Source organism: Streptomyces sp. NPDC001153, assembly GCF_053598315.1.
Genome location: NZ_JBSFJZ010000033.1, coordinates 1 through 26,131, shown reverse-complemented (window position 1 = coordinate 26,131; position 26,131 = coordinate 1). Strand labels below are relative to the sequence as shown.

The following is a 26,131-nucleotide window of genomic DNA, read 5'->3' as shown; positions in this document are numbered from 1 at the left end:
CGTCACATCCCTGTGGCGCCCAACGCCACACGACTCTGCGAGCTGGGAGAGCCGGGACAGGCCGGGCACGAGGAGGGCATGAGGCAGTAGCGCGGGCGAGTGCCGGATTACCGATGAGGCCGTCGCCTTCGGCAGGATGGGCGCATGACCGAGATCCGCACACCCCGCCTCCTCCTCCGTAGCTGGCACGACGACGACCTCGCACCGATGGCGGACATCAACGCGGACCCCCGGGTCATGCGCTGGATCGACGACGGCTCGGTACGCGACCTGGACCACACGGCCGAGGACATCGAGCGGTGGGAGGAGGAGTGGGACGAGGAGGGCTTCGGACTCTTCGCCGTCGAGTTGCTGGCCTCGGGCGAACTGATCGGCTTCACGGGACTGTCCGTGCCCGAGTTCATGCCGGAGGTGATGCCGGCCGTGGCGATCAGCTGGCGGATCGGCTCACAGTTCTGGGGCCAGGGATACGCGTCCGAAGCCGCCCACGCCACGCTTGAGTTCGCTCTCCAGGACCGCGGCCTGGACCGCGTCATCAGCATCAATCGGGTGGGTGACAACGCCTCTGAGAACGTCATCCGCAAGCTCGGCATGGTGCCCGAGCGAGAGACGGTACACCCGGTGTACGGCTACCCGCTGCGCGTTCACGCCATCGATCTCACCGAGTTCCAGGCATGAACCGGCCGAGCCGTCGATCACCACAAGACAGCCGACCACTGTCCCGACGTTCCCGATCGCATTGGTCACGACGGCACGGACACCAGGCGACGAATGCTGTCCCTTCAGCCCCGGGCCGAGGCAGGCCGCCAGTGCGCGCGTAGTCCCTCAGCTGCCGCGCGGGCCTGGGCCCCGCCCGCCTGGTAGGCCGCCTTCCACGCTTCAGGGTCGCTCTGCTCGGCGTCCAGGAGGCGCACCGCGGCCGGATCGGGAGCCAGGATGTGAGCGCCGTCGACTGTGGGGTGGGGGTGGCGGTGGGCGAGCGGGTCGACCACCACCACCGTGCGGGCGTCGCCCGCCAGGTCGGTGTTGGTGCCGGCTCGCAGGGCGCCGTCCAGGTAGCGGCGGCCGCCGATGGCGACTGGCGGCTCGATCCCGGGGAAGGCGCTGGACGCGGCGACCGCGCGAACCAGTGGGACGCCCGCGGCGGCGTCCCACACGATCGGCTCACCGGTCTCGGCGTCAACGGCCGGGATCAGCAGAGGGCGCCGCGGCCAGCTGTCGGCAGCGATCAGCGCGGCGCGCTGGGCGATCAGCTGGTTCTCCGCCTCCGCGTCGACTGTCTCCAGGGCGATGCGACCCACCCGGCGACGAGCATCGGCAGGGTCCAGGCCCGGGGCGCCGAGGACGGCGAACACCGCACCCGTCACAGCCGGATCGGGGCGGCGCGGCGCGGACGAAACGTCAGCGGGGCGCCGGACGGAAGCGGTGGCGAGGCGGGCGGGGTCCTGCCCGGTGGCGAGGACTGCGCCGACGATCGCTCCGGCGGAGGTGCCCACGATGAGATCGGCCTCGCCCAGGTCCACCCCGAAGCTGCGCAGGCCTGCTGTCAGTCCGGCCGTCCATGCGGTGCCAAGACGCCCGCCGGGCCCCAGGACCAGTGCCCGGTCGAGCTCGTGTACGCCGTCGGTCTCCACGGCTCTCCTTCTGTTAGTGAAACACCCGTGTCATATACTTGCACGGCACTATCGCACGAGAGGACGGTGCACACCGTGGGACGACCTGCCGATCCCGTCCGGCGTGACCGCGTTCTGGCACAGGCCACCGACCATGTCCTCGCGGAGGGGCTGGCGGGGTTGAGTCTTCGTCCGCTGGCCGTGGCACTGGGTACCAGCCCGCGGATGCTGCTCTACGACTTCGGCAGCAAGCAGGAACTGGTGGCCGCGGTTCTCGCCGAGGCGCGCCGACGCGGCGCTGAGCGCCTCGCGCACGGCCTGCCGCCGAGCGGCGCCACCGTTCAGGAGCGGCTGCGCGGGATCTGGACGTGGCTGAGTGCGCCCGAACGCGCCCCGTTCGTCCGGCTGTTCTTCGAAGTCCACGCCGACCTGCTGGCTCACCCAGAGCACTACCCGGACCAGGCGGGGGCCGTCACCGACTGGTTCGGCCCACTGCGCACCGTCTTCGCCGACATCGCCACCGGGAACGACGACACCGCCACCCCTACCCTCGTCATGGCCGTCATACGAGGATTGCTGTTCGACCTCACCACCACCGGCGAACGCGAGCGTACCGATCTCGCCCTGGAGCAGTTCGCCGCCCTCCTGCAGGCGCCCACACCCTGACCTCTCGGCGCGCACCCCCGGGGAGCCGCTGCTGCGCTGAACTGCCCCTCGGGTGCCCGGTAGTTCGCGGCTGCCGGGCGACCATCGCAGTATCCATCGACGGTCTCGATGAATTTCGTCAGCGAGTCGACTCTGGCTTGCAGGCGCTCACCGGTGCTCAGCAAGCACAGCACCGGCGCCGTGTTCGCCAACCGCGCATCGCATCGACGGGAACCTGGAGAAACCTGGAGACGGCGCGACGTGGCATACAGACGCGCCTCGTCAAACTGGCCGGACCGGCACCGTCGGTATCCGGTGTCGGGGTCGACGTAGGCGGGTTTCAGCAGCCCTGCGTCGTCGTTGTGCCGCAAGGCGGTGATCGACAGACCGGTGACCAGTGAAAAGCTCCCGATGCTCAGCACGGACCATGCATGCGAGGGTGACCGTGCCGTGGAAGACGTAGGCGTCGCGACGATCCACGGCTCCCGCAGCAGGAAGTCATCCCGCGCCACCACGGCCGTCCGCCACGCTTACCGCCTCGGAGTCCTCGGCCAGTTCACCGTCATCACGGACATCGGCTACAGAAGGGACGGCATGCCCGCACAGGGCAGCCCTCCAAGGCCCGCTTTCCCCACGTTTCACCATGCGGACGCGGATACTCCGGTGGCGCGGTGGCGCACATCCCCGGTTCGGATCCGCCTGTGCCCGCCTCGTTCCCTGGTCCGTCGCCGAAGTGTTCATCAGATCGGGCCCAGGCCGTCCCAGAACGCGTCGAACCATTCCTGGGTGTCGCGAACGAGCATGCTGTCCCGTTCACTGTGGCGGCCGTCGAAGGGGAAGAGCAGGTGCTGGCTTCCCGATGTGTCCCGCAACGGTACCTCGTTGCCATAGATCTCCTCGGTCCGCTCCGTCATCTTGTAGTGCGCGAACAGAACTTCTGTCCTGTTGAGCAGATAGAGCTGCTGGTAGGGCGAGTTGTTCGCGACGCGGAACCTCACCTCGGCGTTGATTCCGTGCCGAATCCGCAAGCGGTCGAATTGGAGCCTGAGCACCTCGATCTGTGCGTCGAATAACCGCTCGGAGCGCTCATGGACAGCCGCGTCGACGGCCGCGTCCCTGCCCCAGCCCTGCAAGGGGGCGGGGTAGAGAAGTCTGTGTTCCCTGGCCGGCAGGATGATGCGTGCCGTGACCGAATCGGGTTCGGCTCGACGCAATACCACGAGACGCAGCGGAGCGTCCATGAAGACCATCAGCGACTCGGCAGTGAGACATGCGGCGTCGATCTGCACGTGGGGCGCCAGGAACGCCGCCTCCAGCCGATGTGCCAGGCGCACGGCTGGGCTGCGGCACCTCGTCGGCGACGGGCGGTTCGGCGAGGCGGGCGACGCCGCCTTTTCCGGTTCTGCCCAGCAGTCCCTCGTCCTGCAGCGCCTGCAGGGCCTGGCGGACGGCACGGCGCGACACACCGAGTTCCTCGGCCAGTTTCTCCTGGGACGGCAGTCTGCCGGTCGTGGTGAACTCGCCGTGCCGGATCCGCTTCCGCAGGATGTCGGTGGCCTCTTGAGGCGAGATTCCTCTGCTGTCGTTCACGACCACCAATCTAGATTCGGGCCTGGCCGCCGCTCTTCGTCTTCGCCGGCTACCGGCTGCCGGCTGCCGCCGTTCGTAGGCACGTTGCTCGTCCGGGGTTGTGAGCATGGTGCTGATCCGCGCCCATGTCATCGGTCCGGCGGCGCATCGCGCGCGGGACCTGCCGCCCGGCGAGGGCAACCAGCGTGCCGAAGCCCTCGAACGCCTGCGTTCGCTCGCCAGGAACGTCATGGGGTCGGAGATGTCCATGGCCATGGACCGCCCAGTGGATGCCGAACTCCACGCCTGGACCCACCGGGGCGAGGGCTGACGCCCCTGGCCCCTGGCCCTGAGGTGGCTCAACCCGCTTGTGCCACAGCGTAGTCCGCGTCCGAGGAAGCCGCGTCGTCAGGCGTCGCTCCCTGCCGCGAGGCCGTACTGCGCCAGAGCCGGCGGCAGGCCGAGACCATCGCCACGAGCAGCAGCCCGTCGCGGATCAGCAGTACGACTATGCCCGGCAGATTGCTCCGCACGACCGGGCCGAAGCCGACGGGGAATTCGAGCACCGTGAAGAAGCACGCGGCCAGGATGAGCAGCACAGGGCGGCGCTGGACGGTGGAGCGGCTGGTCAGACAGAGCGCGCCGAGCCCGAGCAGCCAGATCAGGTACTGCGGGCTGATCACCCGGCTGGTGGTGACGAAGACCAGCACCGCGGCGAACGCCGCGTCGTAGAGCACGACGTCGCTGAAAGTGCGGGCGCGTACCCGCCACCAGACCAGCCAGCAGAAGGCCAGCACCGCGCAGGCCAGTGCGATCCGGGCCGCGGTGGGCACATACGGGCCGAGGAACTCGAACGACCCATAGTGCAGCCGGGAGGTGCCGTGCCACAGGCCGAGCCAGCGCAGGACATGAAACGGCAGGGCGCCCAGCGACTCGATCTCGACACCGCGCTGACGCTGCTCGGTGAGGAACGCGAACGGTCCCCGGGTGGACGCCACGAACACGGCGCTGACACCGACGGTGGTGACCAGCGCCGCCCCCCAGGAGCGGCGGGTCGCGCGGCCCGGCCGCACACCGGCGAGCACGAGTACCGGCCACACCTTGACCAGCGCGCCGATCCCGGCCAGCGCGCCCGCCACCCGAGGGTGCCGGGCCGCGGCGAGCAGGGCGGCGACCGCGAGGGCGGTGACCATCACGTCGTAGCGGGCCAGCGCCAGCGGGCCGAGCACGGCGACCCCGGCGACCCACAGCCAGGCGCCGGCCAGGTCCCGGCCGTGGGCCCGCCCGGCCCGCAGCAGCATCGCCAGGACCGTCGCGTCGGCAGCGCAGGCGAGCAGGTAGAAGGCGTGCGAGTACGTCAGGAACGGCAGCAGTGCCGGGGCGAGGAAGGCCGCCGCCGCAGCGGGCGGGTACTGCCAGGTGACGTCGCCGACCGGAAAACTGCCGGTCAGCAGCCGTTCGTACCAGCCGTGGTAAATCACGACCACGTCGGGGCGGACGTCGTCACCGGGGAAGCGCAGGGCGCCGAAGAGCGTCAGCAGCAGTACCGCTCGCGTCACCGCCCAGGCCACCACCGGCATCCATGAGCGACCCGCGCTCACCGTTCCCCGCCACCACACCGTCACGTTTCAGGGCCTCTCCGTCAACCGCCTTACACCCGCCACACTTCCGGTGTCGGCCCGCATGAAGGTGACAACACGATGAACATAGTGCGTCATCTTGTCGCACCACCCTGTGAATGACTGCCAGCGGGCGACCACGCTGCCACCCGTCACAGCGCGGCGCGGTTGCCGGTGTCGACTGGAACCGATTGACGGCCCCGACGATCAGCACCCGTCCGGAGGACGTCGCCGCCTACAGTGCTGCACGGGATCGGCTCCCCGGCCTGGCGCTTCCGCCTCGGGCGATTCCGTCCAGGACACAAGTCCGTGAACGGACCCGTGTGCCGTTCACCCGGGACGCCTGGCAGAGGGCCCCTGTACTCCGTGCAGGAGCCTCTCAATGCCTCTATCAAGCGTCTGTGGCGGGTACGGCCGTCCCTCAAACGATTGACGTAAAGCGTGCACGGGCCAGGCAGGTGGAAAGTCTCTTGCCCGTCCATACGTCCAGCGTTTTCTCCCCACCAAGAGGGAATCACCGTGATGTCTGTCCGCCGCATCATGACCGTTGCAGCAGTGAGCGCACTGCTTTCCCTCGGAGTGATCGTCCCCGCCACAGCCGCCCAGGCACAGGGCACCGACGACATCACCGACGGTCTTCTCGAAAAACCCGTCAGCACTCTTGTGGGCTCCCCCCTTGGTCTCCCTCTCGGCATCTGAAACCGTCGGTCGGCACAGGCCTGTAGCGCCCGTGGACTCCCGATATCCACGGCGACTGCGGCGCGCGCGGGCACATCACCTACGGGACGAAGGGACACCCCATGACCCGGCGACTGTGAAGGGTCGGCACGAACTCTGGCCAACGACGGATGCACCACCCTGAACACCGAGCCCGGCACCGACACCTACGTCGTGCGGGGCGATCCCGTCACCGACCCCGCCGAGCCGTCGCAGCTCGACCTCACGGAAGGCGCAGCCGACGTGACCGTGCCTCGCGAGCTGCTTGCGAACTTCGGCCCGAAGGAGCCCGTGCACGTGCCGCAGCCGATCAGCTTCGCCGAGTTCGGCAGCATGTTCACCGCGCTCCAGCATGCGACCTCCGCTACGCCAGGCCCGCAAGGCTGCCTCGCACCACGCTGGGCCATTCGACCGGGATCAGCGGGTAACTTGCCATTGTGACCACGGACTTCCAGCAAGCCCGCGAGGCGCTCGGCCGTCGGCTCCATGAGCTGCGCGGCCAGCGCACGCAACGGGATCTGGCGGCCCTGCTGGCGTGGCCACAGGCCAAGGTGTCCAAGCGGGAGACTGGTCGGCAGTCCGCGACGCCGGAAGACGTCACCCGCATAGGCGTCTGCCATAGAACGCCCTGAGACGCATCACCCCGCCCCTGAGGCGAGTATTCCAGAATCAGGCCCCCGCTGGCTTTCGATCGTCCCTCACGTGCTGGTCATAACCCATCCGATGCGCTTCGCCGCACTGTACGAGGCCGGTGACGCCGGGCTCGCCGAGTGCGGTGAGCACCAGGCCCTCGTCCGCCCGGCATGGGACGAGGAACGCCTCGTCCGCATCGTCTCCGGCGCTCACTGGCTCGTCACCGAGTCCAGCCTCGCCCGGGTGTACGGCCTTGGCGACCGGCATGGTACATGGATGGGAGACTGCCTGGGTGAGGGCGGGGCTTCTCCGGCTGCCCTCCCCCGGCCACAGCTGCCGTGTCATACATCGATCTGCTCGAAAATGTGCGGGTACGACACGATGTCGTCGGGGAACTCGGCCGCCATGCGCTGGAACTCCGGGCTGCCGAAAGCCGTGGCGAGCGCCTCGGTCGACTCCCAGACCGCGACGTTCATCATGAGTTGACTGTCCGCCGTTCCCTTGTGCATCTGGAGGGAGACGAATCCCGGCTGAGCCTTCATGAACTCCGCCTGCCTTCGAAAGAGGCCCAGGAATGCTTCAGTCCTCTCCTTCGGGACGAAGAAGGTGTTGGCCAGGACGATGGGTCCGGTCTTCTCCTTGAACTGCGCGAACATCGGCGTATTCGGGTCCAGGCTCTGCAGCTTGGCCATCTTCGGCACTTCCTCTCGCTGTCGGTTGTCCCACGGCACCGAGGCCGGACACCGCCGTACTGGATCCGGTGACGCTCACGACGCTCGCTTGTCCGTAGGGGTACTGCCTTCCGGGGACCGCTCCATCGTCCCGGCGTAAGCAGGCCGTGAAGTCAGCCGCAGTTCCCGTTCCGATGGGCGACTTCGGTCGGACCGCGCGAAGCCGCGTCAGACCTGGGGATGACACCGGCCCCTGAGGGGCGCGGGCTCACGGCCGACCAGGGCGGAGCGGTGAGATTCCGTCAATCAGCAGGAGCGCAGCCGTAGATCGCCGGGCCCGTACCCCAGGCTGGCACCAGCCCTGGAAGCTGCGAGGCTCATTGATCACGACCAGATACGCGCCCCTAGGTCGTGTTGCAGATGTCGATCAAGGCCCTGAAACGATCACGGGGTGGCTAGGGGCGATCTGACGGACAAACAAGGGTGGTGGCTGGCACCGCTGTTGCGGCCGATACCGAAGATAGGCCAGCCGACACGCGACCGTCGGCAGGTCTTCGACAGGATCTGGTGGCGGGCGCGGAACCGGCACGCCCTGGCGGGACGTGCTCCAGCGTTACGGTCCCTGGGAGACCGCGCACACCCTCTTCCGGCGCTGGCAGATCGACGCCACGTGGGCGACGGTGCTGCAGAGGCTGCAGGTCGCAGCGGATGCGGCCGGGCACAGAGTGGGAGGTGTCGGTCGACTCGACGTCTGCCGGGCCCACCAGCACGCGACCGAGGCCCGCAAGAAGGGGGCTCACAGTCCGGACCGGGCGTCCGCCAACGGCGTGGCGCCCGAGCCGGACGACCACGCGCTGGGCCCCTCGCGCGGTGGCCTGACCACCGAGCTGCACCTCGCCGTCGACGCGTCCTTCCACATCCTGGCGGCCGTAGTCACCGCCGGACAGCGAGTCGACGCTCCGGTGTTCACCGAAGTCATAGACCGCATCCGTGTCCCGCGTGCCGGCGACGGGCATCCACACACCCCAGCCGGGCCACGTGCTGGCCGACCGGGCCGATCCTCCCGGGCCATCCGCGAATACCTGCGACGACGGCAGATCCCGCACACCATCCCGGAGAAGCGCGACCGGGCCGGACACGGTCTGCGGCGCGGTACGGCCGGCGGACGGCCGCCCGGCTTCGACCGCGTTGTGTACGAGCGCAGGCACAAGATCGAGTGCCGGATCGGGCTGCCGAAACAGACCCGCGGCGTCGCGACCCGGTACGACAAGCTCGCCGTCCGGTACGAAGCCACCGCCCAACTCGCCCTGATACGTCAAGGACCATGAGCACATCTCAAACACGCCCTAGTCGGTGCCCGGCTGCCGACGATGTCTTGCCGGAAGTGGTTCATCCGGCAGGATGCGGCATTCCTCACGAGGCGTCGTCGGCAATCCAATGCCGCAATCACTCAAAGATCACGTAACATCCAAGTCGAATTAACCAACTGCCGCAGTTGCCCGCTTAGTTGGAGAATTCTCCACACCTCGACCAAGGGTGACCGCGCAAGGGGGAAGGTAGAAACCAAGATGACGTCATCCCGTCTCCGCCGACGCGTCGCCGGAACCGCAGCCACCGTTCTTCTGATCGGTGCCGGCGCCCTGGCGACCGCGCCTTCGGCGGCGGCCAAGGCCAACCTGCTGTCCATCGACGAGGTGTCGCTGCACACCCCCGGCCTGCAGGTGAAGGTCACCTACTCCTGCGACGTCGGCATGGACCACGAACTCGTGGCCAACGCGACGACGCTCAACCACGGCCCCCACGACCAGCGCATCGCTGCGGGCACGGTCAAGAAGGACCAGCTGGTCTGCGACTACAACGACCATGTCGCGCTGGTGACCATGCGCCCGGCCGCAGGCATGCACTTCGACAAGGGGGACAAGGTCAAGGTCACCGTCTTCTACTTCGACAACGACGGGTTCAGGTACGGCGACGAGGAGACGGTTGCCGTCCTGTAGGACGGGTTTCGCTGATGGTCCGGCCGTGCGGTATTCAGCCAGGTCCGACGGCTTCGTGTCATTCGTCGGCAACCCGCCTGCCACATCACCGAGGCCCGGCTACACAAGCAGGCTGGGGTGACGTCCTGTCGTCCCCGGACAGTGATGGCCGGTCGGTGGGGGTAGTTGGGGGGCAATTGGGACGGGTACTGAACCATCAACCTGGCGGTGCTACCCACAGCCATCGTCGTGTGGCGGCTGCGGCGGCGTACGGAGGCTCGCAGCCGCTTCGACGAGAAGCTGACCGTTGTCAACGTCCTGGCACTGGGCGTCCTGATCGCACCTACCCCGGCCGACCGGGGAAGCCTGGACATCCTGGGGCAGCTCGCGGACGGCGTCACGCAGGCCGGCCGATGAGCCACAGGCGCGCGCAAAGGCCGGGCGCCGGCGGCCAGGCGCCCGCCGGCGCAGCGGCGCACCCGCAAGGCCGGGCAAGCGCCGTCAGCGCGCGAATGACCGGCTGATCGGTCTCCTCATACCGGTGGCCCTGGTCGTCGCCTGGTCGTGCCCGTCGTCAACTGGTTGCTGATCAACTGAGACGTCACCGGCTCCCAGCGGTCGAGGCCGCCCGCGCCAGTCGCCCCTTTCCATAAACTATGAATATAAAAATGCTATGCTTCGAGCATGAGTCGTCAAGACATCGCTCCTGGCGCGTCCGCCGCCATCGGGGCAGCCCTCTACGGCCTGGCCACCAGGGCCGCGAGACGCCTGCCCCGGGACATGAGCCTGACGTCCGCCGCCACCCTGGCCACCCTGGACCGGACCGGTCCGCGGCGCATCACCGATCTGGCCGCGGTCGAGGGCGTCACCCAGCCCGCGATGACCGCCCTGGTCCGGGTGATGGAGGAGTCCGGCCTGGTCGAGCGGCGGGGCGACGCGTCCGACAAGCGGGTCACGCTGGTGTGCCTGACCGAGGCCGGCGCCTCCTATGTCCGGACGCGGCGCCAGGCGGGCGTTCACGCGTTCGAGCGGTTGATCGGCGAGCTCACCGGCGAAGAGGTCGAGGCGCTGGTGGCGGCCCTTCCGGCGCTGAAGCAGCTGGCAGAGCTCGAAAGCCAGGACCGCGAAGGGCCGAAGCAGTGACCGGGCAGCCGGTCGGCGGGGTCGCGGTGAAGGCGTTCCCGGTGGCGCGTTCCGAGGCGCGGCTGCTGGTCCCCGCCCTGATGTTCATCGCTCTGGTCGTGGCGGCGGTCGCCAGCCTCGGGACGCCGCTCATCACCAGCGTGGCGACCTCGTTCCACGTCTCGCTCGGCAGCGCGCAGTGGACGCTGACCGTCGCGCTGCTCAGCGGCGCCGTCGCCACGCCGGTCCTGGGCCGGCTCGGAGCCGGCCCGCACCGGCGGGCCACGATCCTCACCACGCTGGCGGTCGTCGTCGCCGGCAGCACGCTCACCGTGCTGCCGCTGCCGTTCGCGTGGCTGCTGGCCGGCAGGGCGGCCCAGGGCGTCGGGCTCGGGCTGACCGCGCTGATGATGGGCGTGGCCCGGGACCACCTCCCCGAGGAGCGCAGCGCGGCCGTGATCGCCCTGATCTCGGTGGTCTCGATCATCGGGGCCGGCGTCGGCTACCCGCTGGCCGCACTGCTCGCCGAGCTCGGCGGGGTACGGGCCGCCTACGGCCTCGGCCTGGTCGTCACCGCCGCCGCCCTCCTGACCGCGTGGCGCTCCATGCCCGAAGCCCCCGAAGGCCGCTCCGCCCACGTGGACGTGGCAGGCGCGATCGTCCTGGCCGCTGCGCTGCTCCTGGTGCTGTTCCTCGCCGGCGAACGGAATCTGTGGAGCCGGCACCTCGCCGTGGCGGCGGGCCTCGCCGTCGTCGCGGTGGTGCTGCTCTGCGTCTGGGCCGTCATCGAGCTGCGCAGCACGACGCCCCTGGTCGATGTGCGGGCGGTGCGGCACCCGGCGGTCGCCGGGGCGAACCTCGCCATGTTCGTCGGCGGGATCGGCATGTACCTCCTGCTCACGCTCATCACCCGGTACGCGCAGACGCCGCACGGCGCCGGCTACGGCTTCGGGCTGACGACCTTCGTCGCCGGGCTGGTCCTCATCCCGTTCTCGGTGCTGGGGTTCGTCGCCGGCAAGCTCGCGCCGCGGGTCCGGACGCGGATCGCCGACCCCCTGCTCCTGGCCGGCAGCGCCGTCGTGACCGGCGGCGGGTTCGCCCTGTTCGCGGCGGCCCGGTCGGACCTGGCCGAACTGTTCGCGGCGATGGGCGTGCTCGGCTTCGGCGTCGGCGGCTTCTCGGCCGCGATGCCCGGCGTCATCCTGGCCGTCACCCCCAAGAGCGAGACGTCGAGCGCCATGAGCTTCAACTACGTCGTCCGCAGCGTCGGGTACTCCCTGGGCAGTGCCATCGGCGGCCTGATCCTCGCCGCGGGCACCGGCCCCGGCCACCTCTTCCCCGACGACAGCGCCTACACCACCGCGGCGCTGGTCGGCGTCGGCGCCATGGCGATCACGACGCTGACAAGCCTCGCTCTCGCCCGCCGACGCTCGTCCGAGACCAACCCGTAAGTCAGATGCACTCATCCCAACACAGGAGGTTCCATGCCCAAGGGCTACTGGGTCAGCGTCTACCGCACCATTTCAGACCCTGAGAAGCTGGCTGCTTACAACAAACTGGCCGGTCCGGCCGTCAAGGCCGGGGGCGGTCGGGTCCTCGTCCGTGGCGGTCGGGTCGTGGCGCATGACGCCGGAATCGCCGAGCGCACCATCCTGATCGAGTTCGACAGCTTCGAGCAGGCCGTCGCGGCGCGCGAGAGTGCGGCCTACCAGGAGGCGCTGGCCGCCCTCTCCGACGGCGTCGAGCGCGACTTCCGCATCGTCGAAGGCATCGACTGACCGAGGTCCAGTCGGATCTTCACTGAAGATCCACCATCCTGGTTTTCGCTGGTGCGGCTGCTGGTGTGGCGAGGTTCGTGGGTGCTCGTGCTGGTCGTGGGCGGCTGTCTTCGGTCTTGATCGTCTGTCAGCGGTCGAGTTCGAGGTTCGTCAGGACGAGCAGGGCGCGGAGCAGGTTGGTGGCGCGGGCGGGGCTCGGGCGGAGTTTGGTGAGGATGCGCCAGGTCTTCAGGTGCCCGAAGCCGTGCTCGACGGGGGCGCGGCCGACGGCGATGATCCGGTTGGCGGTCTTCTGGCCGGTGGTGAGCTTGCGGGCGCGGGTGGCCTTGTAGCCGGTGACGACGACTTGGTCGTTGCAGTCCTTGTCGAGGCCGAGGAAGCCCAGGTCGGCCAGGACGCCGAGGCCGGCGGCTTTCAGGGTGCTCGACGATGTGGTCGTGGCGGGCGGCGGTGATGTCGTGGGTGCGCCCGGGCCTCGCGGCGGAGATCCAGATCAGGCGTCCGCGTTCGTCGGTGAGCGCGAGGAAGTGCGGGCCGTGGCGTTTGTGCTTCCCCGAATAGGTTCAGACCGGTGGCACTGCGCCGGGCGGGTTGTTCGATGGTGGGACCGGTGCGCCTCCGCGTAGAACGGCCACTGACGAGGCCTTTGGTGCACCTGGCGGCCGGTTCCACAACCGCGGTGGCGGCCGCGTACGGCTTTCGGGGTAATGCCTTTGACACTTCTGGCTTGCGAAGCCTCCATCACGAGGTATTCGACGCCGTCCGTGCCGGCGGCGCTGCCGCAGCACCCGCGCGACCACCGCTCTTCCGCCAAGAGGTTCGCGTAGCCGCCCACGACCATGGCAGCATTCCCGCCCGGGCGGCGGCGTTCACCACTCGATGGACGTCGCCACTGCTGGTGCACACCCGCACGGTGTCCGCGTACGGCGGCCGACACCCAGCAGGGAGCTGCTGGGGCCCCGACAAGACGGCGATCCGGTCGGCCCGCAGTCCACCCTGCCGGGGCCGCCACCAGCCCGTCAGCCGGCGACACCCCGAGCCTGAGCTCTGCTGATGAAGCGGCACCCCCTGATGGCACCCCTTGATGGCAGACCTTGTGGGCAGCGGACCCCCGGAGCCACCGCATTCGAGTTGCGGTCGGCAACAGCCACGCCGCACGGTGGACAGAGGGCGGTCATGCGTGGGTACATGCCGGCGGCCGGGCGTGCTTCCGGGAGAGCTCATGGGTCGATGGGCCCGCAGCCGGATCACTCGAAAGGCACCCAGTGAACGCTGCACACCGACAACACCGGCGCGGACGAATATTCCTCGCTGCTGGGGGCGGAACATGGCTTTCCATGCTGCGGGCGCCCCCTGTACCACTGGTCAGGCGATGGTCGGCGATGTGCAGGCCCGGCGAGCGGCTGACGCTCGTACCGGAGATATGCAAGGCGTTCAGGTGCGGTTACTTGTCAGTATCGGGCTCACGAGTGTCACTCGTGAGAGTCAATCCAATTCCCTTTTCCTGCAAGGGGGTTTCTGTGCGCGGATCCATCCCTGTTCATCACCGTAATCAGCTTCGTATCCTGCTCCGCTCCACCCTTGGGGTAATCCGGTGTGTCCAATGATGATATGGATCCTTGAATCACACTTGCCACCATCAGCAGAATTCGGACCCGATTTCTGTCCCTGAACGAAAGGGTGTGGAATGCGGTCTGTTCGATCGCCCCTTCATCGAAGGTGTATGCGTACGCCCCTTTTCATGGTCGCCGCGTGCGCGGTCATTCCCTCTCTCGTCCCCGTTGGGTACGGCAACACATCATCCTCGACGTTGTTCGGTGACCCTCATCGTTCCCGGGACGCGCGTCACGTGATGGTGCCGCTCGCTGCGACGGTGCCACCTCCCCCGACCCTGGACACGACCGGATTCACCGCGTCCGCCAGCGACGAGGAGGGCGACAACAAGCCCAGCAACGTGCTGGACAAGAACCCAGGAACCATCTGGCACAGCAAATGGTCGGGCACCCCTGCTCCGTTGCCACACTGGATCACCATCGACATGCACCAGACTCAGGTGGTGTCCGCACTCGTCTACCAGCCCCGCCAGGACGGAAACAGCAACGGCAACATCGGCGCCTACACCATAACGACAAGCCTGGATGGGACGAACTTCGGCGCCGCCGTCGCATCCGGCACGCTCGCCGATGACACGACCATCAAGACGTTGAGCTTCGTGCCCACAAAGACCCGGTTCATACGGTTGACCGCCCAGAGCGAGGCCGGCAACCGCGGACCATGGACCTCCGCCGCAGAAATCAACCTGCTCGGCGACCCCGGCATACCGCCGACTCCGGGTGACCCCTCGACCGTGGGTTCCTGGGGCCAGGTCACCGGGTTCCCGCTCGTTCCTGTCGCCGCCGCCCTGTTGCCGAACAACAAACTGCTGACGTGGTCGTCCTTCAAGCCCTACGACTTCGTTGGCGGCAGCGGCTACACCCAAACGGCGATCATGGACCTCACCACCGGCCAGGTGACCCAACGCACCATCAGTAACACGAAGCACGACATGTTCTGCCCGGGAATCGCAAGACTGGCCGACGGCGGCATCCTGGTCACAGGCGGCAACGATGACACCAAGGCGAGCATCTACACCCCGAAGACCGATATGTGGTCGTCCACGGCCGACATGAACATCCCACGCGGCTACCAGGCCATGACACTGCTCTCCAATGGCGACGCCTTCGTGATCGGCGGCTCATGGAAAGACAAGCTGGGCAACAAGGACGGAGAAGTGTGGTCGGCCAGTACCGGAACCTGGCGCAAGCTGCCTGGTGTACCGGCACAGCCCACACTCACCGCAGATCCCGACGGAGTCTACCGAGCAGACAACCACGAGTGGCTCTATGCGACCTCCGAGGGACGCGTGCTGCAGATGGGCCCGAGCAAGGAGATGCACTGGATCGACACCCGAGACGACGGCACCATCACCGACGCGGGACCGCGCGGCGACAGCGACGACGCGATGAACGGCAACGCCGTCGCATACGACATCGGGAAGATCCTCACCCTGGGCGGGGCGACCGCCTACGAGAACGCAGACGCCAGCAACCGCGCCTACACCATCGACACCACCAAGAAAGACGCCGCGGGAAACCCCGTCGTGGCACGGACCGGGGACATGCAGTCGGCCAGGGCGTTCAGCAACAGCGTCGTTCTCCCCGACGGCAAAGTGCTCGCTATCGGCGGCCAGTCCCACGCCGTCCCCTTCTCTGACAGCAACTCGGCCATGACCCCGGAACTGTGGGACCCTGCTACCGGCAAATTCACTGCCATGGCGCCGATGGCCGTGCCCAGGAACTACCACAGCGTGGCCATCCTGCTGCCCGACGGCCGGGTATTCAGCGGCGGCGGGGGCCTGTGCGGCAACGACGGCTGCAAAGAAGGCCCAAGCAACAACCATGCCGACGGTCAGATCTTCACCCCGCCCTACCTGCTGAACCCGGACGGCTCGCCGAAACCTCGACCGAGCATCACCAACGCGCCGGACACCGTGGCGCACGGCCGCACCGTCCAGGTAACCGCCGACCAGGCGGTGCAATCCTTCGTGCTCGTACGCGCCGGCGAGGCGACGCACTCGGTCGACAACGACCAGCGCCGCGTGCCGCTGTCCGCCGGTGCCCCTCGAAGCGCCCCTCAGGGCACCACGTACCCGGTCACCATCCCCACAGACCCAGGGATCGCCCTTCCAGGCAGTTACATGCTCTTCGCATTCGACACCAGCGGCGTACCGAGCATTGCAAAGATGATCAACATCAGCTGACTCAGCCGTTTCCAACCTCACGCTGACGCGTGGTGAAGGACGAGGACGGCTTTCCCGGTGTGGGTAATGCGGTTGTCCAGCCCGGCTGCGAGTGCCTCGGCAGCAATCGCCGCCATGTGCAGGACGGCGTCGTCAGTCGGAGCGACCCGTACCGTCCCCCAACCAGCGTGACATGGCGGCTTCCAGGCCCACGAGGTCACTGGCGGCAGACGCCCTCGCTACGAAGCCGTCGGGACGTACCAGCAGGCCGTTCGCCCCGACGCGGTCCGAACCGCCCCGGACCAGCTCCAGACGCCCGGTGTACGGCTCGGCCAGGGCTGCCAGCCGGTCGTCCCCGGCGAGATCGACGAGCAGGGCCCGGCCCTCATGGGTGCGGTCGGAGAGCCATGTGCCGTCATCCAGCCGGAGGTTGGGCATCGTCATGCCGACCAGCGGATGGCCGTTCCCCAGGTCGTAGCGCTGCCACAGACCGGAGATCCGCTTCACGTAGTAGGTCGCCCCGTCCCGTGTACCGAGGAAATCGGTGGCCACATCCCTGAGGGCACGGCTGTAGGCGTCGCCGCGCATCACCGCCACCTGTGCACGGGTCCAGTCGAGCACCCAGGCGCCGATCGGGTGCCGTTCGCTGGAGTAGGTGTCGAGCAGGTCCTCGGGCGCCCGCCCCTGCACGGTGGCGGCGAGCTTCCAGCCGAGATTGACGGCATCGCCGATTCCCAGGTTCAGTCCCTGGCCGCTGAACGGTGAGTGCACGTGGGCGGCGTCGCCGCAGAGCAGCACGCGACCGCGCCGGTACGTCGTCGCCTGCCGCGCGTTGTCCGTGAAGCGCGTGCCGAAGGTGAGCGTGGTCATGCGGACGTCGGCGCCGCTGACGCGCCGTAGGCTGGCCTGCATCTCGGCCGCGGTGACCGGCGCTTCGCGGTCCGCCGGGGGACCGTCCAGCTCGACGGTGCGCACCTGGCCCAGGCTCGGCCCGAGGATGTAGACACCGGTGGGAGTGTGCTGCCAGCCTCGCCCCAGGTGCTCCGCCCCCTCGATGGTGCCCATCGCATGCCGGACCGTGATCTGCGGGTCCGTGCCGGGAAACTCGAAGTCCCCTTGCCGGCGAACCAGGCTGCGGCCTCCGTCGCAGCCGACGAGCCACGCCGCGCGCACGTGGTCCCCGCTGTGCAGGTGAACGGTGACACCGGCATCGTCCTCGTCGAAGCCACGGACCTCGACCCCGCGCCGTACCTCGACGCCCAGCTCCGCCGCACGCTCACCGAGGACCCGCTCCACCTCGGCCTGCGGGACCGGCACATACCAATCCGGGCCACGTCCGCGCAGGCTGGGGTCCTGCTCGTCGACTGGTCCGGACGGGACCTGAATCCCGCCGAAGTGCCCGACGAAAGGCGGCCGCTTCCCCTCGGCCTGCAGCGACTGCCTCCCCGCCACGGCCTGCATCGCGGCAAGCAGGCCACGTCGCTCGAAGGCCTCGGCGGAGGCAGTGTTGAACGCGCCCGCCTTGGGCGCGGTGTCGAGCTCAGTCCGCCGCTCGACGACCACCACCCGGACCCCCACCAGCCGCAGTTCCGTGGCGAGCATCAAGCCGACCGGCCCGGCGCCTACCACGAGTACGTCGTAGTCCATCGTCATCGACATCTGGGTTTCCTTTCTCAGGGACATCTGGTTCTTCGTCTCTCCGGGCAGGGCGCCGACGGTGACCGCGAAGGCCAGGCGCCATGCGGCGGGCCGATGCGGTCGGGGTCCGGGAGCGCGGGCGCGGTTCCGTGGCGAAGGCTCACGGACAGGCCCTTAAGATAGAGAGCTTTATCTTGCGGCTCTCAGGCTAGGATGTCGCGATAAGAAAGGCAACCCTTTCCAAAGGGGGATCGATGGCTGAGCGACGCCGCGGAGCGGCACTGGAGAAGGCACTTCTCGACGCGGCCTGGGAAGAACTCGCGGACCACGGCTACGCCGGATTCACCATGGACGCCGTCGTTCGGCGCGCGGGCACCAGCCCGCCCGTGCTCTACCGTCGCTGGTCGGGCCGCGACCAACTCGTCCGGGCGGCCATCGCCCACATCCTCGAGCAGTCCCGAGTCGACATCCCCGACACCGGCAGTCTGCGCGAGGACGTCCTCACCCTCATGCGGACGATCAACGCCACCCGCGTCCAGCTCGTCACCGTCATGAACGTGCACCTGGCCGGCTACTACCAGGAGACCGGCACCAGCCCCGGCGACCTCCTCGCCGCAGCACGTGAGAAGACCGCCGACGTCCTCTTCGACCGCGCCGTCGCCCGCGGCGAGGTCAAACCGGAACACCTCAGCGCACGCATCAAGTCCCTCCCCTTCGACCTGCTGCGCCACGAGATCCTCACGACCTTCGCCCCCGCGCCCGACCACGTCCTCGAAGAGATCGTCGATACGATCTTCCTCCCCCTCGTGCGCTGACCCCGGCACCTCTCACAGGAGCCCTCTGCACGAAGAGGATCACTCAGTGGCAGGGAAGATCCTCCGGACCTCGGATCGGTTCGCGCAACTCGTTCTCCAGCTTCGTCTCCACTCCGTCCTTGGACTGCGCGGTTCGGGAGCCGGAACAGGGCTCGGGCCACAGGCTGCCAGGGCCGCGCGGCGCGCCGCCGAGTTCGAGGAGAACGAGACGGCCCCTCGCGTAACCGGCCATGTTGGTCCGGGCCGGGTCCCGACCCGACCCGACCCGAAGATCACGCTGCAGATGCTGCTCTGCGGCACACCAGCGTGGTGTTCAACTCAACCAGGGAGTACTACGACGACGGGGGGGGACAAACCGGAGCCACACCAACACCAACTCACGTGCCGACGCCGGGCTGCTGATCGACAAGGCCATCCGACACCCCTCCCGGATCTCCACCGGCGCAGACCCGACCCCCGACAACCCAGGTCCTCCGCACACGAATCTTCTGACTGACGAGCGGCAAGCTCCTGCCCGTCTCGCTGTCCCCCGAGTTGTGCACGCCGCATCCCAAAACCGGACAGAGATCGGGGATGTGGGCCGCAGGGGGCGCCCGGCGCCCGCCCGGCGGCGTCTGCAGCGTGCAGCTCGGCGAGCAGGATGTGGTGCAGCTTCTCGAAGACGCCGGCCTTGTGCCATCGACCCAGCCGGCGCCAGCAGGTCTGCCGGGAGCCGAACCCGAGCTCCAGGGGCAGCAGTTGCCAGCTGATGTCGTTGTGGAGCACGCACAGGATGCCCTGCAGGCACAGCCGGTCATCCACGGGCTTCGGACCTGGTGCCTTCCTGGGCCAGGACGGCAGCAACGGCTCGATCAGCATCCACAAGTCGTCGTCCACGAGCCACGGTCGGCTCCCCACACCCACGAACGGCGGAATCCTCTTACAAGCCACGCCCCACCAGCGCACGCCCACAAGATCGTGTGACGAGCTCTCAGCAGTTCGAGCAGCAGGCACTTCCTGATCCGGGTCGAACAATGCATGAGTTCCGACAGCGCTTCTTCATGTCTTCGCCCGTGGTGCATGGGCCGTGGTGATCAGGAGGAGTCCGCAGGCGGCGACCACGATCCAGCCCGGGTGCGAGGCGTGTGCGAGCCCCTCCGGGCCGGCATGCGCGACCAGGCCGCCCCCGAGGGCGATGCCGAGCGCCGAACCGAATTGTCGTGCGGTGGATGTGATCGCCCCGGCCACGCCGGCTCGGGTGGGAGGCAGCCCGTTGACCGCGGTGTTGGTGAGCGGGGCGTTGGCGAAGCCGAACCCGATGCCGATGAGCAGGTAGGTCAGCAGGAGCAGGGGTACGCTCGTGTGCCGATCGAGCCCGACCAGGCACAGTCCGCCTGCCGTGATGAAGCCGCCGGCCAGGGTCAGCGGCAGCCGCGGTCCGATGCGACCGACCAGACGGCCGGACCAGGGTGCGCAGACCGTTGCGCCGACGGCCATGGGCAGGGTCGCCACTCCGGCGGCAAGTGGTGTGAATCCCCGCGTGTTTTGCAGGTAGAGAGTATTGAGCAGCAGCGTCACGTTCAGCGCGACGAAGACCGCCACGGCGCCCAGCACCGCGCTGCTGAACACCGGACTACGAAAGAGGCGCAGATCCATCAGCGGCGCATGTCGGCGAGACTCGACACATACGAATCCGGCCGTCGCGAGGGAAGCGAACCCATAGGCGGTCAGCGCGGCGGGCGACGTCCAGCCGATGCGCGGCCCTTCGATGAGGGCCCCGACCCAGACCCCGATGACCACGGTCAGCAGGACCTGACCCGGTACGTCGAGCCGCTGCGCCTGCGGCGCCCGGGACTTGGGCACGAACACCGCGCTGAGCACCAGGGCACTCACGAGGACCGGGACGTTGATCCAGAACAGTGACCGCCAGCCGAACCACGCGAGGAGAGCGCCACCCGTGACCGGTCCGACGGCCATGCTGAGCCCGAAAACAGACGCCCAGACGCCAATCGCCTGAGCGCGCTCCCTCGGGTCGGGCATCGCGTTCACCACGATCGCGAGAGCCACGGGACTCAGCATCGAGGCGCCGATGCCCTGAACGGCACGGGCAGCGACGAGCGCGCCAACGGAAGGCGCGATCGCGCAGAGCAGCGAGGCCACCCCGAACACGACCAACCCGGACTGGAAGATCCGTCGGCGTCCGAACCGGTCCGCCAGCGCGCCGGAGGTGATGAGCAGACCAGCCAGGACGATGGTGTACGCGTCGACGGTCCACTCGAGACTGCGAGTTCCGACGCTCAGGCCGCGCCCGATGGCCGGCAGGCCCACGTTGACGATGGTGGTGTCCAGGCCCACCAGGAACATACTCAGGCAGCAGACGGCCAGCACCGTCCAGCGCCTGCGCACGCTCAGAGCGGGCGGTATTGGGTGAGTCGTCGTCGCAGTCATTGGTCGCCTCTCGCATCCGGGAGTACCTGCCCGGCAAGGCTCAGTCAGGCCGACAAGTACCGACCAGCGCTTTTGCGAGGACCGCAAGGAACCGCACACTGAACCACGTGGACGCAGAACTGGAGCAGATCCTCGACAACATCGGGCCACGGCTTCGCATGTTGCGCCGGGACCGAGGCCTCACGCTGGAGGCGCTGGCCACCACGACCGGGATCTCGGTGAGCACCCTGTCCCGTCTTGAGTCGGGCATACGGCGCCCGACCCTGGACCTGCTCATCCCGCTCGCGCGGGCGCACCGCGTCGCGCTCGACCAACTGGTGGCCGCACCGGCCACCGGTGACCCCCGGGCGCATCTGAAGCCCCTGCGCAGAGGTGACGGCAGCATCCTCGTGCCCCTGACCCAGTACCCGGGCCGGGTGCAGGTGTTCAAGCACGTGCTGGCTCCCCGCGAGCCGAAGCTGGTGACTCACGACGGCTACGAGTGGCTCTATGTCCTCGCAGGCGAGCTACGACTCATCCTCGGAGACCACGAATGCATTCTCCGCCCCGGCGAAGTCGCAGAGTTCGACACCAGAGAACCCCACTGGTTCGGTCCGGCGAACACGAGCGCCGTGGAGATCCTTCACTTGTTCGGACCCCGAGGCGACCAAGCCGTCGTCCGCGCGAGATCCCCGGCATGACCGCAACGCATAGCCCCGACGCGCTGAAGCGAGAGTGCCGTCCAAACTCGTGAAAATCGAACAACGCACCATTCCGCTGACACCCGTAGTCCCGAACACCCGCTGTCGAAGGTCGCACACACAACCGTTCGACCGCGGCGGCTGCTGACGAACCAGACGGTCCGACCGGGCGAAAGGTGACGGGGCCATGTGAAAATGGTTCTGTTCGCAGTTCCGTGAAGCCTTGTTGCCGTGGCCGGCCGGGGCCTTGGGCCGTAGGTATCGACACACATGATCAACCCATGGGCTCGATGCAAGCGGATGTGGCTCGGCCGTTTCCCGTCGGTGCCTTTCCTTTACTGAGCGGGCCCGTCAGGATGAACCCGTGCCCTATCCGTTCCTGGGCCTACGAGGATGACGCGTCCTCCTGAGGCCGGTGCTCGGCCTGGGCCGGGATGCGGGTGCGGAGAAGTTCGGAGAGGCCCGAAGCGCTGCATCGGTTCGGTCCGGCCTGCTCGGCCTGCCGGATCCACTCCGCAGCAGGCATCCGCGCCGGTGACGGACCAGGTCGGCGAACCCCCTCAGGGCTTGGTCGGTGGGCTTCCAGCCGGCCGGCCCGCTGTTGTGCTTCGAGTTGTCGGCCGACTAACGACGCAACGAGCAGCGAGCACTCCCCCAGCTCCGCCGGGACCTGCAACGCCGCGACCCATACTCCGTATCGGCCATCGGCCGAGAGAGCCCACCGGTCGACCGCTGCACGTCACGGTGCGCAGCCCCGTCGTGACCAGCTCGGCATGGGCCGCCGCACGTCAGATACCCCGGCCCCGACCCTGGCCACGTCCCGGCTTCGTCGGTGTGGGGCGAGAACGGTTGATGCCGAGTTCGGGCAACAGATGTCGATCAAGTGGGCCGCGAATGTCTCGAGTTCCGGGAACGCCTCGTCGGTGTGTCGGTCAATCGAAGCTGATCGAGGCCCGCCGTGGGCGAGTGGTGGGCGGCAGGGCTGGTGGTCAGCCGACTCCCCCTTGACCAGCAACTCGAGTCCCTGCGTTCCGTGCTTTCCCGTCACCACGTGTTGGCGGAAGTGCCGGCGCGAACTGCGGCATCGGGCCTGCCTGGGTGGTAAGTGACGGCTGATTGTCCGTTCCAGACGGTATGGAACGCGGCCACGGAGAGGCCTCCGGTCGGCGGCATCGAGGACTGCGACGTCTTCTGCTTCAGCAGCCGGCGCATCGTGCTCTCGGCGCGCAGGTCCCGCTGCGGCATCACCAGGTCGGGCCGCAGGCCGATCGCTTCGAGGACGTGGGCCGGGGCGTCGGCGATCCACTCGCCCACCACCGGCAGCGAGGTCGCGCCGGCCAGGACCGCGCACGCGGTCAGCCCCGGCACCACAACCAGGCGGTGGGGCAGCCCGCGCGGATCACGCGGGTGGCACCCGGCCCTGGCCGGCACCGGGAAACGTCGAGGCCGTAGCGGCAATGCGCTCGAGGACGTGCACCGGATCCGATCTCGTTCATGATCTGAATATCCCCGTGACGCGATCATTAGGAAAACAGAACTGAGGAGATCCACTCGCACACCATCAGGATTCGGCGCACAGTCATGCAACAGTGAACTTCATCCGATCACCCCAACCTCATGCGCAACATTGGAATTTCCTCTTGCGGCACCTACCCGGCTAGTTGTAGCCTGCGGTACGCAAAGATAAAGCCACACCAAGTGGCATATCCATCGCATGGAACGGCAACGTCTCAGACTGCTTCAAAATCTCTCCATGCCGTTCACTCAAAAGCCACTGTGGGACTGGCTACCGGAAAGTTTCCGCATCGCGCGCTTTCCGAGAAAACGGGGGGACGAAGGGATGCATTCCCTATTAACGCGATTACGGGAATGGCGTCGACTCGGACACATGTTTCAGAGTGTCATCGAAGGCCTGACGGCGTTGTCGTGCGCCATTCTCCTCGCCGCGCCCCCAGGGCGAGAACACAAGTCCCACATGGTCGGTGTGCCTGCCCGGCCCGGCAGGCGTGTGACACCGCCGGAGTCCCGCGGGCCTGCGCGCCGCCAGGAAAGTTGTGTGCAGGCACGGGTTCTGATGACCCTTCAGGCCACCGCAACTCGTCCGGTCAGGGGAAGTTCCGTGACTGCCCGCGCATCCGCCCGGACACTCCACGCGCGTGGCTCACGAGTGGCCTGCCGCACCCGTGCGGCCGCCACGGTACGGGCGATGGGCAGGGCGTGCCCCAGGTCGACCGAGTCGACCGGAACGCGCCCGCGGCCCACTCGGCGATCTCGATGGATCCCGCACACCGCTGGTGACACGGCAGAGGTCTGTGCGCCAGGCGACACCAGCAGCGATACCAACTCGCCGCCTGACACCATCGAAGTCCCTACGAGCAATCTGCACCCACTTCCGCGGTCCATCCAGCTTGATCGCACCGGAAGCCCACGCACCCCGTGCAGGCAACTCATGGACGCACTCGGCTCCAAGCCCTTCGATGCACGCGCCCAGGGCGCCGCCCGAATCCGATAGTTCCGCCCGAAACATGACGGGGGAGTTCAGCAATGTCCGAGAACACCACCACGCCCGCCCGCACCAACCGGCCGGCCGACACTTCCCGAGCGCGGACGGACGTCCAGGTCTCCGTTGCTCCGGCAGCGGTAGATCTACCGTCGCTCGTGCCCATCATGTATACGTACATGTTCCGGAACATCGCCAGTGACGGCTTCGTCTTCAGCGATCCGCAGTCGCCGGGCGACATTTCCCGGGACTCGAAGCCGGGTTGCATCATCGCCGCCCCGTCCTTCCCGGCCGACACCCCCGGCATCGACGAGGACTACGTCTTCAACTGGGTGCGCGACGGGGCCATCACGGCCATGGAGGTGGCCAAAGCCGACATGCCCACCCGCCCGGGTGGGACGGTGCAGACACTCAACGATTACGTGCAGTTCGCCGACCTCTGCCACTCCAACACCCAGCCGTCGTGGACCAAGGGTCACGCCTGCTTCAACATCGCCGGCGACGCCCGCCCGTGGACCGAGCAGAACGACGGTCCGGCCTTGCAGACGATCACCATCCTGGCCGCCTACGACCAGCTCGATCTCGGCACCCAGAAACGGGCGGTCGACCTGGTGAACTCGAACGTGGCCTACCTCCTCGCCGTCTACAAGGACCCCACCACAAACCTGTGGGAGGAGCACAACGGGTACAGCTTCTTCGCCCGCTCCGCCCAGCTGCGCTGCTTCGAGGAGATCCAGACCTCGACCATCGTCGGCATCGACAAGCCGACCGCGCTGCGCCCCGCCATCAAATGGCTGCGCCAGGCCCTCGCAGGCCACTGGGACGGGAGCAGGTACGTGAGCATGCTGGCCGACCCCGGTGACGGGGCCCAGCCCTCGCCCCAGAATCCGGTCGTCAGCGGTTACGACCCGAACATCGACATCGTCCAGTCGGCCGTCTACGGCGCCCTTCCCGTCACCGACACCAAACTGCTGGCCACAGCGGCCCAACTGCGCTCGCAGTGGGAGGAGGGCGGCATCGCCTTCTACCCGATCAACAAGGCCGACAAGGAAGCGTTCGGTATCGGGCCGCTGTTCGGCCGCTACCCGGGCGACGTCTACGACGGTGACACCGCGCACCCGGTGCTCGGCGGCCACCCCTGGGCCCTCTCCACGTGCAACGTCGCTGAGCTGCACTACAAGCTGGCCGCCGAGATCAAGTCGAGTGGCAAGGTACCGGTGGACGACCTGTCCGCCCCCTTCTTCGCCCAGTCCGGCATCGACGCGTCGACGCCCCCGGCGGCAGCCGCCGCCGCCTTGACGGCGACCGGTGACGCCATGGTGCGGGCCGTCATCTACCACAGTGACAACCTGGAGCTCTCCGAGCAGTTCGACGGCACCACCGGCTTCGAGCGCAGTGTCCACAACCTGACGTGGAGCTATGCCGCCTACCTGTCCGCCATGCGGGCCCGGGCCGAGGCCGTGTGACCTGTGGCCGACCGACTCCCATCCCCACCACCACACCGGTCCCGGCCGCGCCTGGCAGCGGAGGAGTGACTGTCCCATGTACGCGAAGTTCCCCGAGGGAGCGGCGAAGCGCACCGACCCCGCTGCGGCGGCCGAGGTTCTCTATGACGCCGTCATCGTCGGCGGCGGGATCTCCGGCGCCCTCATCGCCTCGCGACTGAGCGACGCCGGCAAGAAGGTACTGATACTGGAGGCGGGCCCGGCCGAGGACCTGACCCTGAGGGGCTACGAGGACTACCTCGACCGCTTCTACTCGGCTACCAGCAAGGACAACCAGTCCCCCTATCCGGCCATCCCGAACGCCCCGATGCCTCGCGGCACCGACGCGCGGCGCATCTTCCCGGGCACGTCCGATGCTTCGGCCTACCTCGTGCAGAGTGGGCCCTTGGCCACCGACACGACCTATACGCGGGTCCTCGGGGGCACCACCATGCACTGGGAGGGC

24 protein-coding genes and 3 pseudogenes are annotated in these 26,131 nt (G+C 68.1%); 17 read left to right on the top strand and 10 right to left on the bottom strand.

The genetic code is table 11. The annotated features are described in order from the left end of the window. Positions 1 to 144: 144 nt before the first annotated feature. Complete coding sequence (locus ACWDEN_RS32080) at positions 145 to 678, top strand: GNAT family N-acetyltransferase (protein ID WP_450861293.1); 534 nt, start codon at positions 145 to 147, stop codon at positions 676 to 678. Positions 679 to 782: 104 nt separating this feature from the next. Here the strand turns inward: ACWDEN_RS32080 and ACWDEN_RS32075 are convergent, their stop codons facing one another. After that, positions 783 to 1,634, bottom strand: coding sequence for a patatin-like phospholipase family protein (locus ACWDEN_RS32075; RefSeq protein ID WP_450861291.1), 852 nt, complete (start codon positions 1,632 to 1,634; stop codon positions 783 to 785). 75 nt (positions 1,635 to 1,709) lie between these two features. Between ACWDEN_RS32075 and ACWDEN_RS32070 the strand changes: the two genes are divergently transcribed. After that, complete coding sequence (locus tag ACWDEN_RS32070; protein ID WP_351606232.1) at positions 1,710 to 2,279, top strand: TetR/AcrR family transcriptional regulator; 570 nt, start codon at positions 1,710 to 1,712, stop codon at positions 2,277 to 2,279. Between the two features lie 719 nt (positions 2,280 to 2,998). Here ACWDEN_RS32070 and ACWDEN_RS32065 read toward each other — a convergent pair. Then, positions 2,999 to 3,592: a hypothetical protein gene (locus ACWDEN_RS32065; RefSeq protein ID WP_450861398.1), complete on the bottom strand. Its 594-nt coding sequence runs from the start codon at positions 3,590 to 3,592 to the stop codon at positions 2,999 to 3,001. 61 nt (positions 3,593 to 3,653) lie between these two features. Continuing rightward, positions 3,654 to 3,956, bottom strand: a pseudogene (locus ACWDEN_RS32060) (GntR family transcriptional regulator); the annotation flags it as partial. Here ACWDEN_RS32060 and ACWDEN_RS32055 point away from each other — a divergent pair. Then, positions 3,955 to 4,158 (top strand): hypothetical protein, encoded by a 204-nt coding sequence (locus tag ACWDEN_RS32055; protein ID WP_351606230.1) that lies wholly within the window; start codon positions 3,955 to 3,957, stop codon positions 4,156 to 4,158. The pseudogene ACWDEN_RS32060 and the gene ACWDEN_RS32055 overlap by 2 nt on opposite strands. A gap of 28 nt (positions 4,159 to 4,186) precedes the next feature. Here ACWDEN_RS32055 and ACWDEN_RS32050 read toward each other — a convergent pair whose 3' ends face one another. Further along, positions 4,187 to 5,386 carry a glycosyltransferase 87 family protein gene (locus ACWDEN_RS32050; RefSeq protein WP_450861288.1) on the bottom strand — a complete coding sequence of 400 codons (1,200 nt, stop codon included), beginning with the start codon at positions 5,384 to 5,386 and terminating at the stop codon, positions 4,187 to 4,189. A 615-nt stretch (positions 5,387 to 6,001) separates the two neighbouring features. Here ACWDEN_RS32050 and ACWDEN_RS32045 point away from each other — a divergent pair. The 3 genes and pseudogenes from ACWDEN_RS32045 to ACWDEN_RS32035 all read left to right on the top strand — a co-directional run. Then, a complete protein-coding gene (locus tag ACWDEN_RS32045; protein WP_351606226.1) occupies positions 6,002 to 6,145 on the top strand; it encodes a hypothetical protein in 144 nt (47 codons plus the stop codon). Positions 6,146 to 6,337: 192 nt separating this feature from the next. After that, complete coding sequence (locus ACWDEN_RS32040) at positions 6,338 to 6,604, top strand: hypothetical protein (protein ID WP_450861286.1); 267 nt, start codon at positions 6,338 to 6,340, stop codon at positions 6,602 to 6,604. Beyond that, a pseudogene (locus ACWDEN_RS32035) lies at positions 6,601 to 6,762 on the top strand (helix-turn-helix domain-containing protein); the annotation flags it as partial. The gene ACWDEN_RS32040 and the pseudogene ACWDEN_RS32035, both read left to right, overlap by 4 nt. A gap of 375 nt (positions 6,763 to 7,137) precedes the next feature. Here ACWDEN_RS32035 and ACWDEN_RS32030 read toward each other — a convergent pair. Then, entirely contained in the window at positions 7,138 to 7,488 is a 351-nt protein-coding gene (locus ACWDEN_RS32030; RefSeq protein WP_351606224.1) for an antibiotic biosynthesis monooxygenase family protein, read from the bottom strand. A 581-nt stretch (positions 7,489 to 8,069) separates the two neighbouring features. On the opposite strand from ACWDEN_RS32030, the gene ACWDEN_RS32025 reads away from it, so the two are divergent. From ACWDEN_RS32025 to ACWDEN_RS32000, 6 genes are all read left to right on the top strand, one after another. Further along, positions 8,070 to 8,795 carry an IS5 family transposase gene (locus ACWDEN_RS32025; RefSeq protein ID WP_450861284.1) on the top strand — a complete coding sequence of 242 codons (726 nt, stop codon included), beginning with the start codon at positions 8,070 to 8,072 and terminating at the stop codon, positions 8,793 to 8,795. A 240-nt stretch (positions 8,796 to 9,035) separates the two neighbouring features. Continuing rightward, a complete protein-coding gene (locus ACWDEN_RS32020) occupies positions 9,036 to 9,464 on the top strand; it encodes a hypothetical protein (RefSeq protein ID WP_351621498.1) in 429 nt (142 codons plus the stop codon). Between the two features lie 207 nt (positions 9,465 to 9,671). Then, on the top strand, positions 9,672 to 9,860 hold the full coding sequence (locus tag ACWDEN_RS32015; RefSeq protein WP_351621501.1) for a hypothetical protein: 189 nt from the start codon (positions 9,672 to 9,674) through the stop codon (positions 9,858 to 9,860). 363 nt (positions 9,861 to 10,223) lie between these two features. After that, the gene (locus ACWDEN_RS32010; RefSeq protein ID WP_351621525.1) at positions 10,224 to 10,586 is read left to right on the top strand and encodes a MarR family winged helix-turn-helix transcriptional regulator; all 363 of its coding nucleotides are present in this window, start codon (positions 10,224 to 10,226) and stop codon (positions 10,584 to 10,586) included. Next, a complete protein-coding gene (locus ACWDEN_RS32005) occupies positions 10,583 to 12,016 on the top strand; it encodes an MFS transporter (protein WP_351621504.1) in 1,434 nt (477 codons plus the stop codon). Before ACWDEN_RS32010 ends, ACWDEN_RS32005 begins: the two co-directional genes overlap by 4 nt. Positions 12,017 to 12,049: 33 nt before the next feature. Further along, positions 12,050 to 12,343: a DUF1330 domain-containing protein gene (locus ACWDEN_RS32000; RefSeq protein ID WP_351621507.1), complete on the top strand. Its 294-nt coding sequence runs from the start codon at positions 12,050 to 12,052 to the stop codon at positions 12,341 to 12,343. Between the two features lie 127 nt (positions 12,344 to 12,470). Here ACWDEN_RS32000 and ACWDEN_RS31995 read toward each other — a convergent pair whose 3' ends face one another. Next, complete coding sequence (locus tag ACWDEN_RS31995) at positions 12,471 to 12,728, bottom strand: transposase family protein (RefSeq protein WP_450861384.1); 258 nt, start codon at positions 12,726 to 12,728, stop codon at positions 12,471 to 12,473. Positions 12,729 to 14,066: 1,338 nt separating this feature from the next. Here ACWDEN_RS31995 and ACWDEN_RS31990 point away from each other — a divergent pair. Beyond that, positions 14,067 to 16,142, top strand: coding sequence for a discoidin domain-containing protein (locus tag ACWDEN_RS31990; protein WP_450861281.1), 2,076 nt, complete (start codon positions 14,067 to 14,069; stop codon positions 16,140 to 16,142). A gap of 132 nt (positions 16,143 to 16,274) precedes the next feature. Here ACWDEN_RS31990 and ACWDEN_RS31985 read toward each other — a convergent pair whose 3' ends face one another. Next, entirely contained in the window at positions 16,275 to 17,780 is a 1,506-nt protein-coding gene (locus tag ACWDEN_RS31985) for an FAD-dependent monooxygenase (RefSeq protein WP_351621510.1), read from the bottom strand. Between the two features lie 233 nt (positions 17,781 to 18,013). Between ACWDEN_RS31985 and ACWDEN_RS31980 the strand changes: the two genes are divergently transcribed. After that, positions 18,014 to 18,574, top strand: coding sequence for a TetR/AcrR family transcriptional regulator (locus tag ACWDEN_RS31980; protein ID WP_351621513.1), 561 nt, complete (start codon positions 18,014 to 18,016; stop codon positions 18,572 to 18,574). A gap of 615 nt (positions 18,575 to 19,189) precedes the next feature. Here the strand turns inward: ACWDEN_RS31980 and ACWDEN_RS31975 are convergent. Next, positions 19,190 to 19,471, bottom strand: a pseudogene (locus tag ACWDEN_RS31975) (transposase); the annotation flags it as partial. Positions 19,472 to 19,612: 141 nt separating this feature from the next. Continuing rightward, positions 19,613 to 21,001, bottom strand: coding sequence for an MFS transporter (locus tag ACWDEN_RS31970; RefSeq protein WP_351621536.1), 1,389 nt, complete (start codon positions 20,999 to 21,001; stop codon positions 19,613 to 19,615). A 107-nt stretch (positions 21,002 to 21,108) separates the two neighbouring features. Between ACWDEN_RS31970 and ACWDEN_RS31965 the strand changes: the two genes are divergently transcribed. Then, positions 21,109 to 21,681, top strand: a complete 573-nt coding sequence (locus ACWDEN_RS31965; RefSeq protein ID WP_351621516.1) for a helix-turn-helix domain-containing protein — start codon at positions 21,109 to 21,111, stop codon at positions 21,679 to 21,681. A gap of 1,044 nt (positions 21,682 to 22,725) precedes the next feature. Here ACWDEN_RS31965 and ACWDEN_RS31960 read toward each other — a convergent pair. Then, on the bottom strand, positions 22,726 to 23,052 hold the full coding sequence (locus ACWDEN_RS31960) for a hypothetical protein (RefSeq protein ID WP_450861279.1): 327 nt from the start codon (positions 23,050 to 23,052) through the stop codon (positions 22,726 to 22,728). A gap of 1,308 nt (positions 23,053 to 24,360) precedes the next feature. Between ACWDEN_RS31960 and ACWDEN_RS31955 the strand changes: the two genes are divergently transcribed. Then, positions 24,361 to 25,647 (top strand): glycoside hydrolase family 15 protein, encoded by a 1,287-nt coding sequence (locus ACWDEN_RS31955; RefSeq protein ID WP_450861277.1) that lies wholly within the window; start codon positions 24,361 to 24,363, stop codon positions 25,645 to 25,647. A 76-nt stretch (positions 25,648 to 25,723) separates the two neighbouring features. Continuing rightward, positions 25,724 to 26,131 (top strand): NAD(P)-binding protein (locus ACWDEN_RS31950; protein ID WP_450861275.1); only part of this gene is annotated, 408 nt, incomplete at its 3' end.

Bases quoted from the DNA above. Each gene is read 5' to 3' on its own strand.
- ACWDEN_RS31970 (WP_351621536.1), bottom strand. From the start codon at position 21,001: ATGACTGCGACGACGACTCACCCAATACCGCCCGCTCTGAGCGTGCGC.
- ACWDEN_RS32000 (WP_351621507.1), top strand. From the start codon at position 12,050: ATGCCCAAGGGCTACTGGGTCAGCGTCTACCGCACCATTTCAGACCCT.
- ACWDEN_RS32020 (WP_351621498.1), top strand. From the start codon at position 9,036: ATGACGTCATCCCGTCTCCGCCGACGCGTCGCCGGAACCGCAGCCACC.
- ACWDEN_RS32030 (WP_351606224.1), bottom strand. From the start codon at position 7,488: ATGGCCAAGCTGCAGAGCCTGGACCCGAATACGCCGATGTTCGCGCAG.
- ACWDEN_RS32010 (WP_351621525.1), top strand. From the start codon at position 10,224: ATGAGCCTGACGTCCGCCGCCACCCTGGCCACCCTGGACCGGACCGGT.
- ACWDEN_RS31955 (WP_450861277.1), top strand. From the start codon at position 24,361: ATGTTCCGGAACATCGCCAGTGACGGCTTCGTCTTCAGCGATCCGCAG.
- ACWDEN_RS31980 (WP_351621513.1), top strand. From the start codon at position 18,014: ATGGCTGAGCGACGCCGCGGAGCGGCACTGGAGAAGGCACTTCTCGAC.
- ACWDEN_RS32080 (WP_450861293.1), top strand. From the start codon at position 145: ATGACCGAGATCCGCACACCCCGCCTCCTCCTCCGTAGCTGGCACGAC.
- ACWDEN_RS32055 (WP_351606230.1), top strand. From the start codon at position 3,955: ATGGTGCTGATCCGCGCCCATGTCATCGGTCCGGCGGCGCATCGCGCG.
- ACWDEN_RS31985 (WP_351621510.1), bottom strand. From the start codon at position 17,780: ATGTCGATGACGATGGACTACGACGTACTCGTGGTAGGCGCCGGGCCG.
- ACWDEN_RS31990 (WP_450861281.1), top strand. From the start codon at position 14,067: ATGCGTACGCCCCTTTTCATGGTCGCCGCGTGCGCGGTCATTCCCTCT.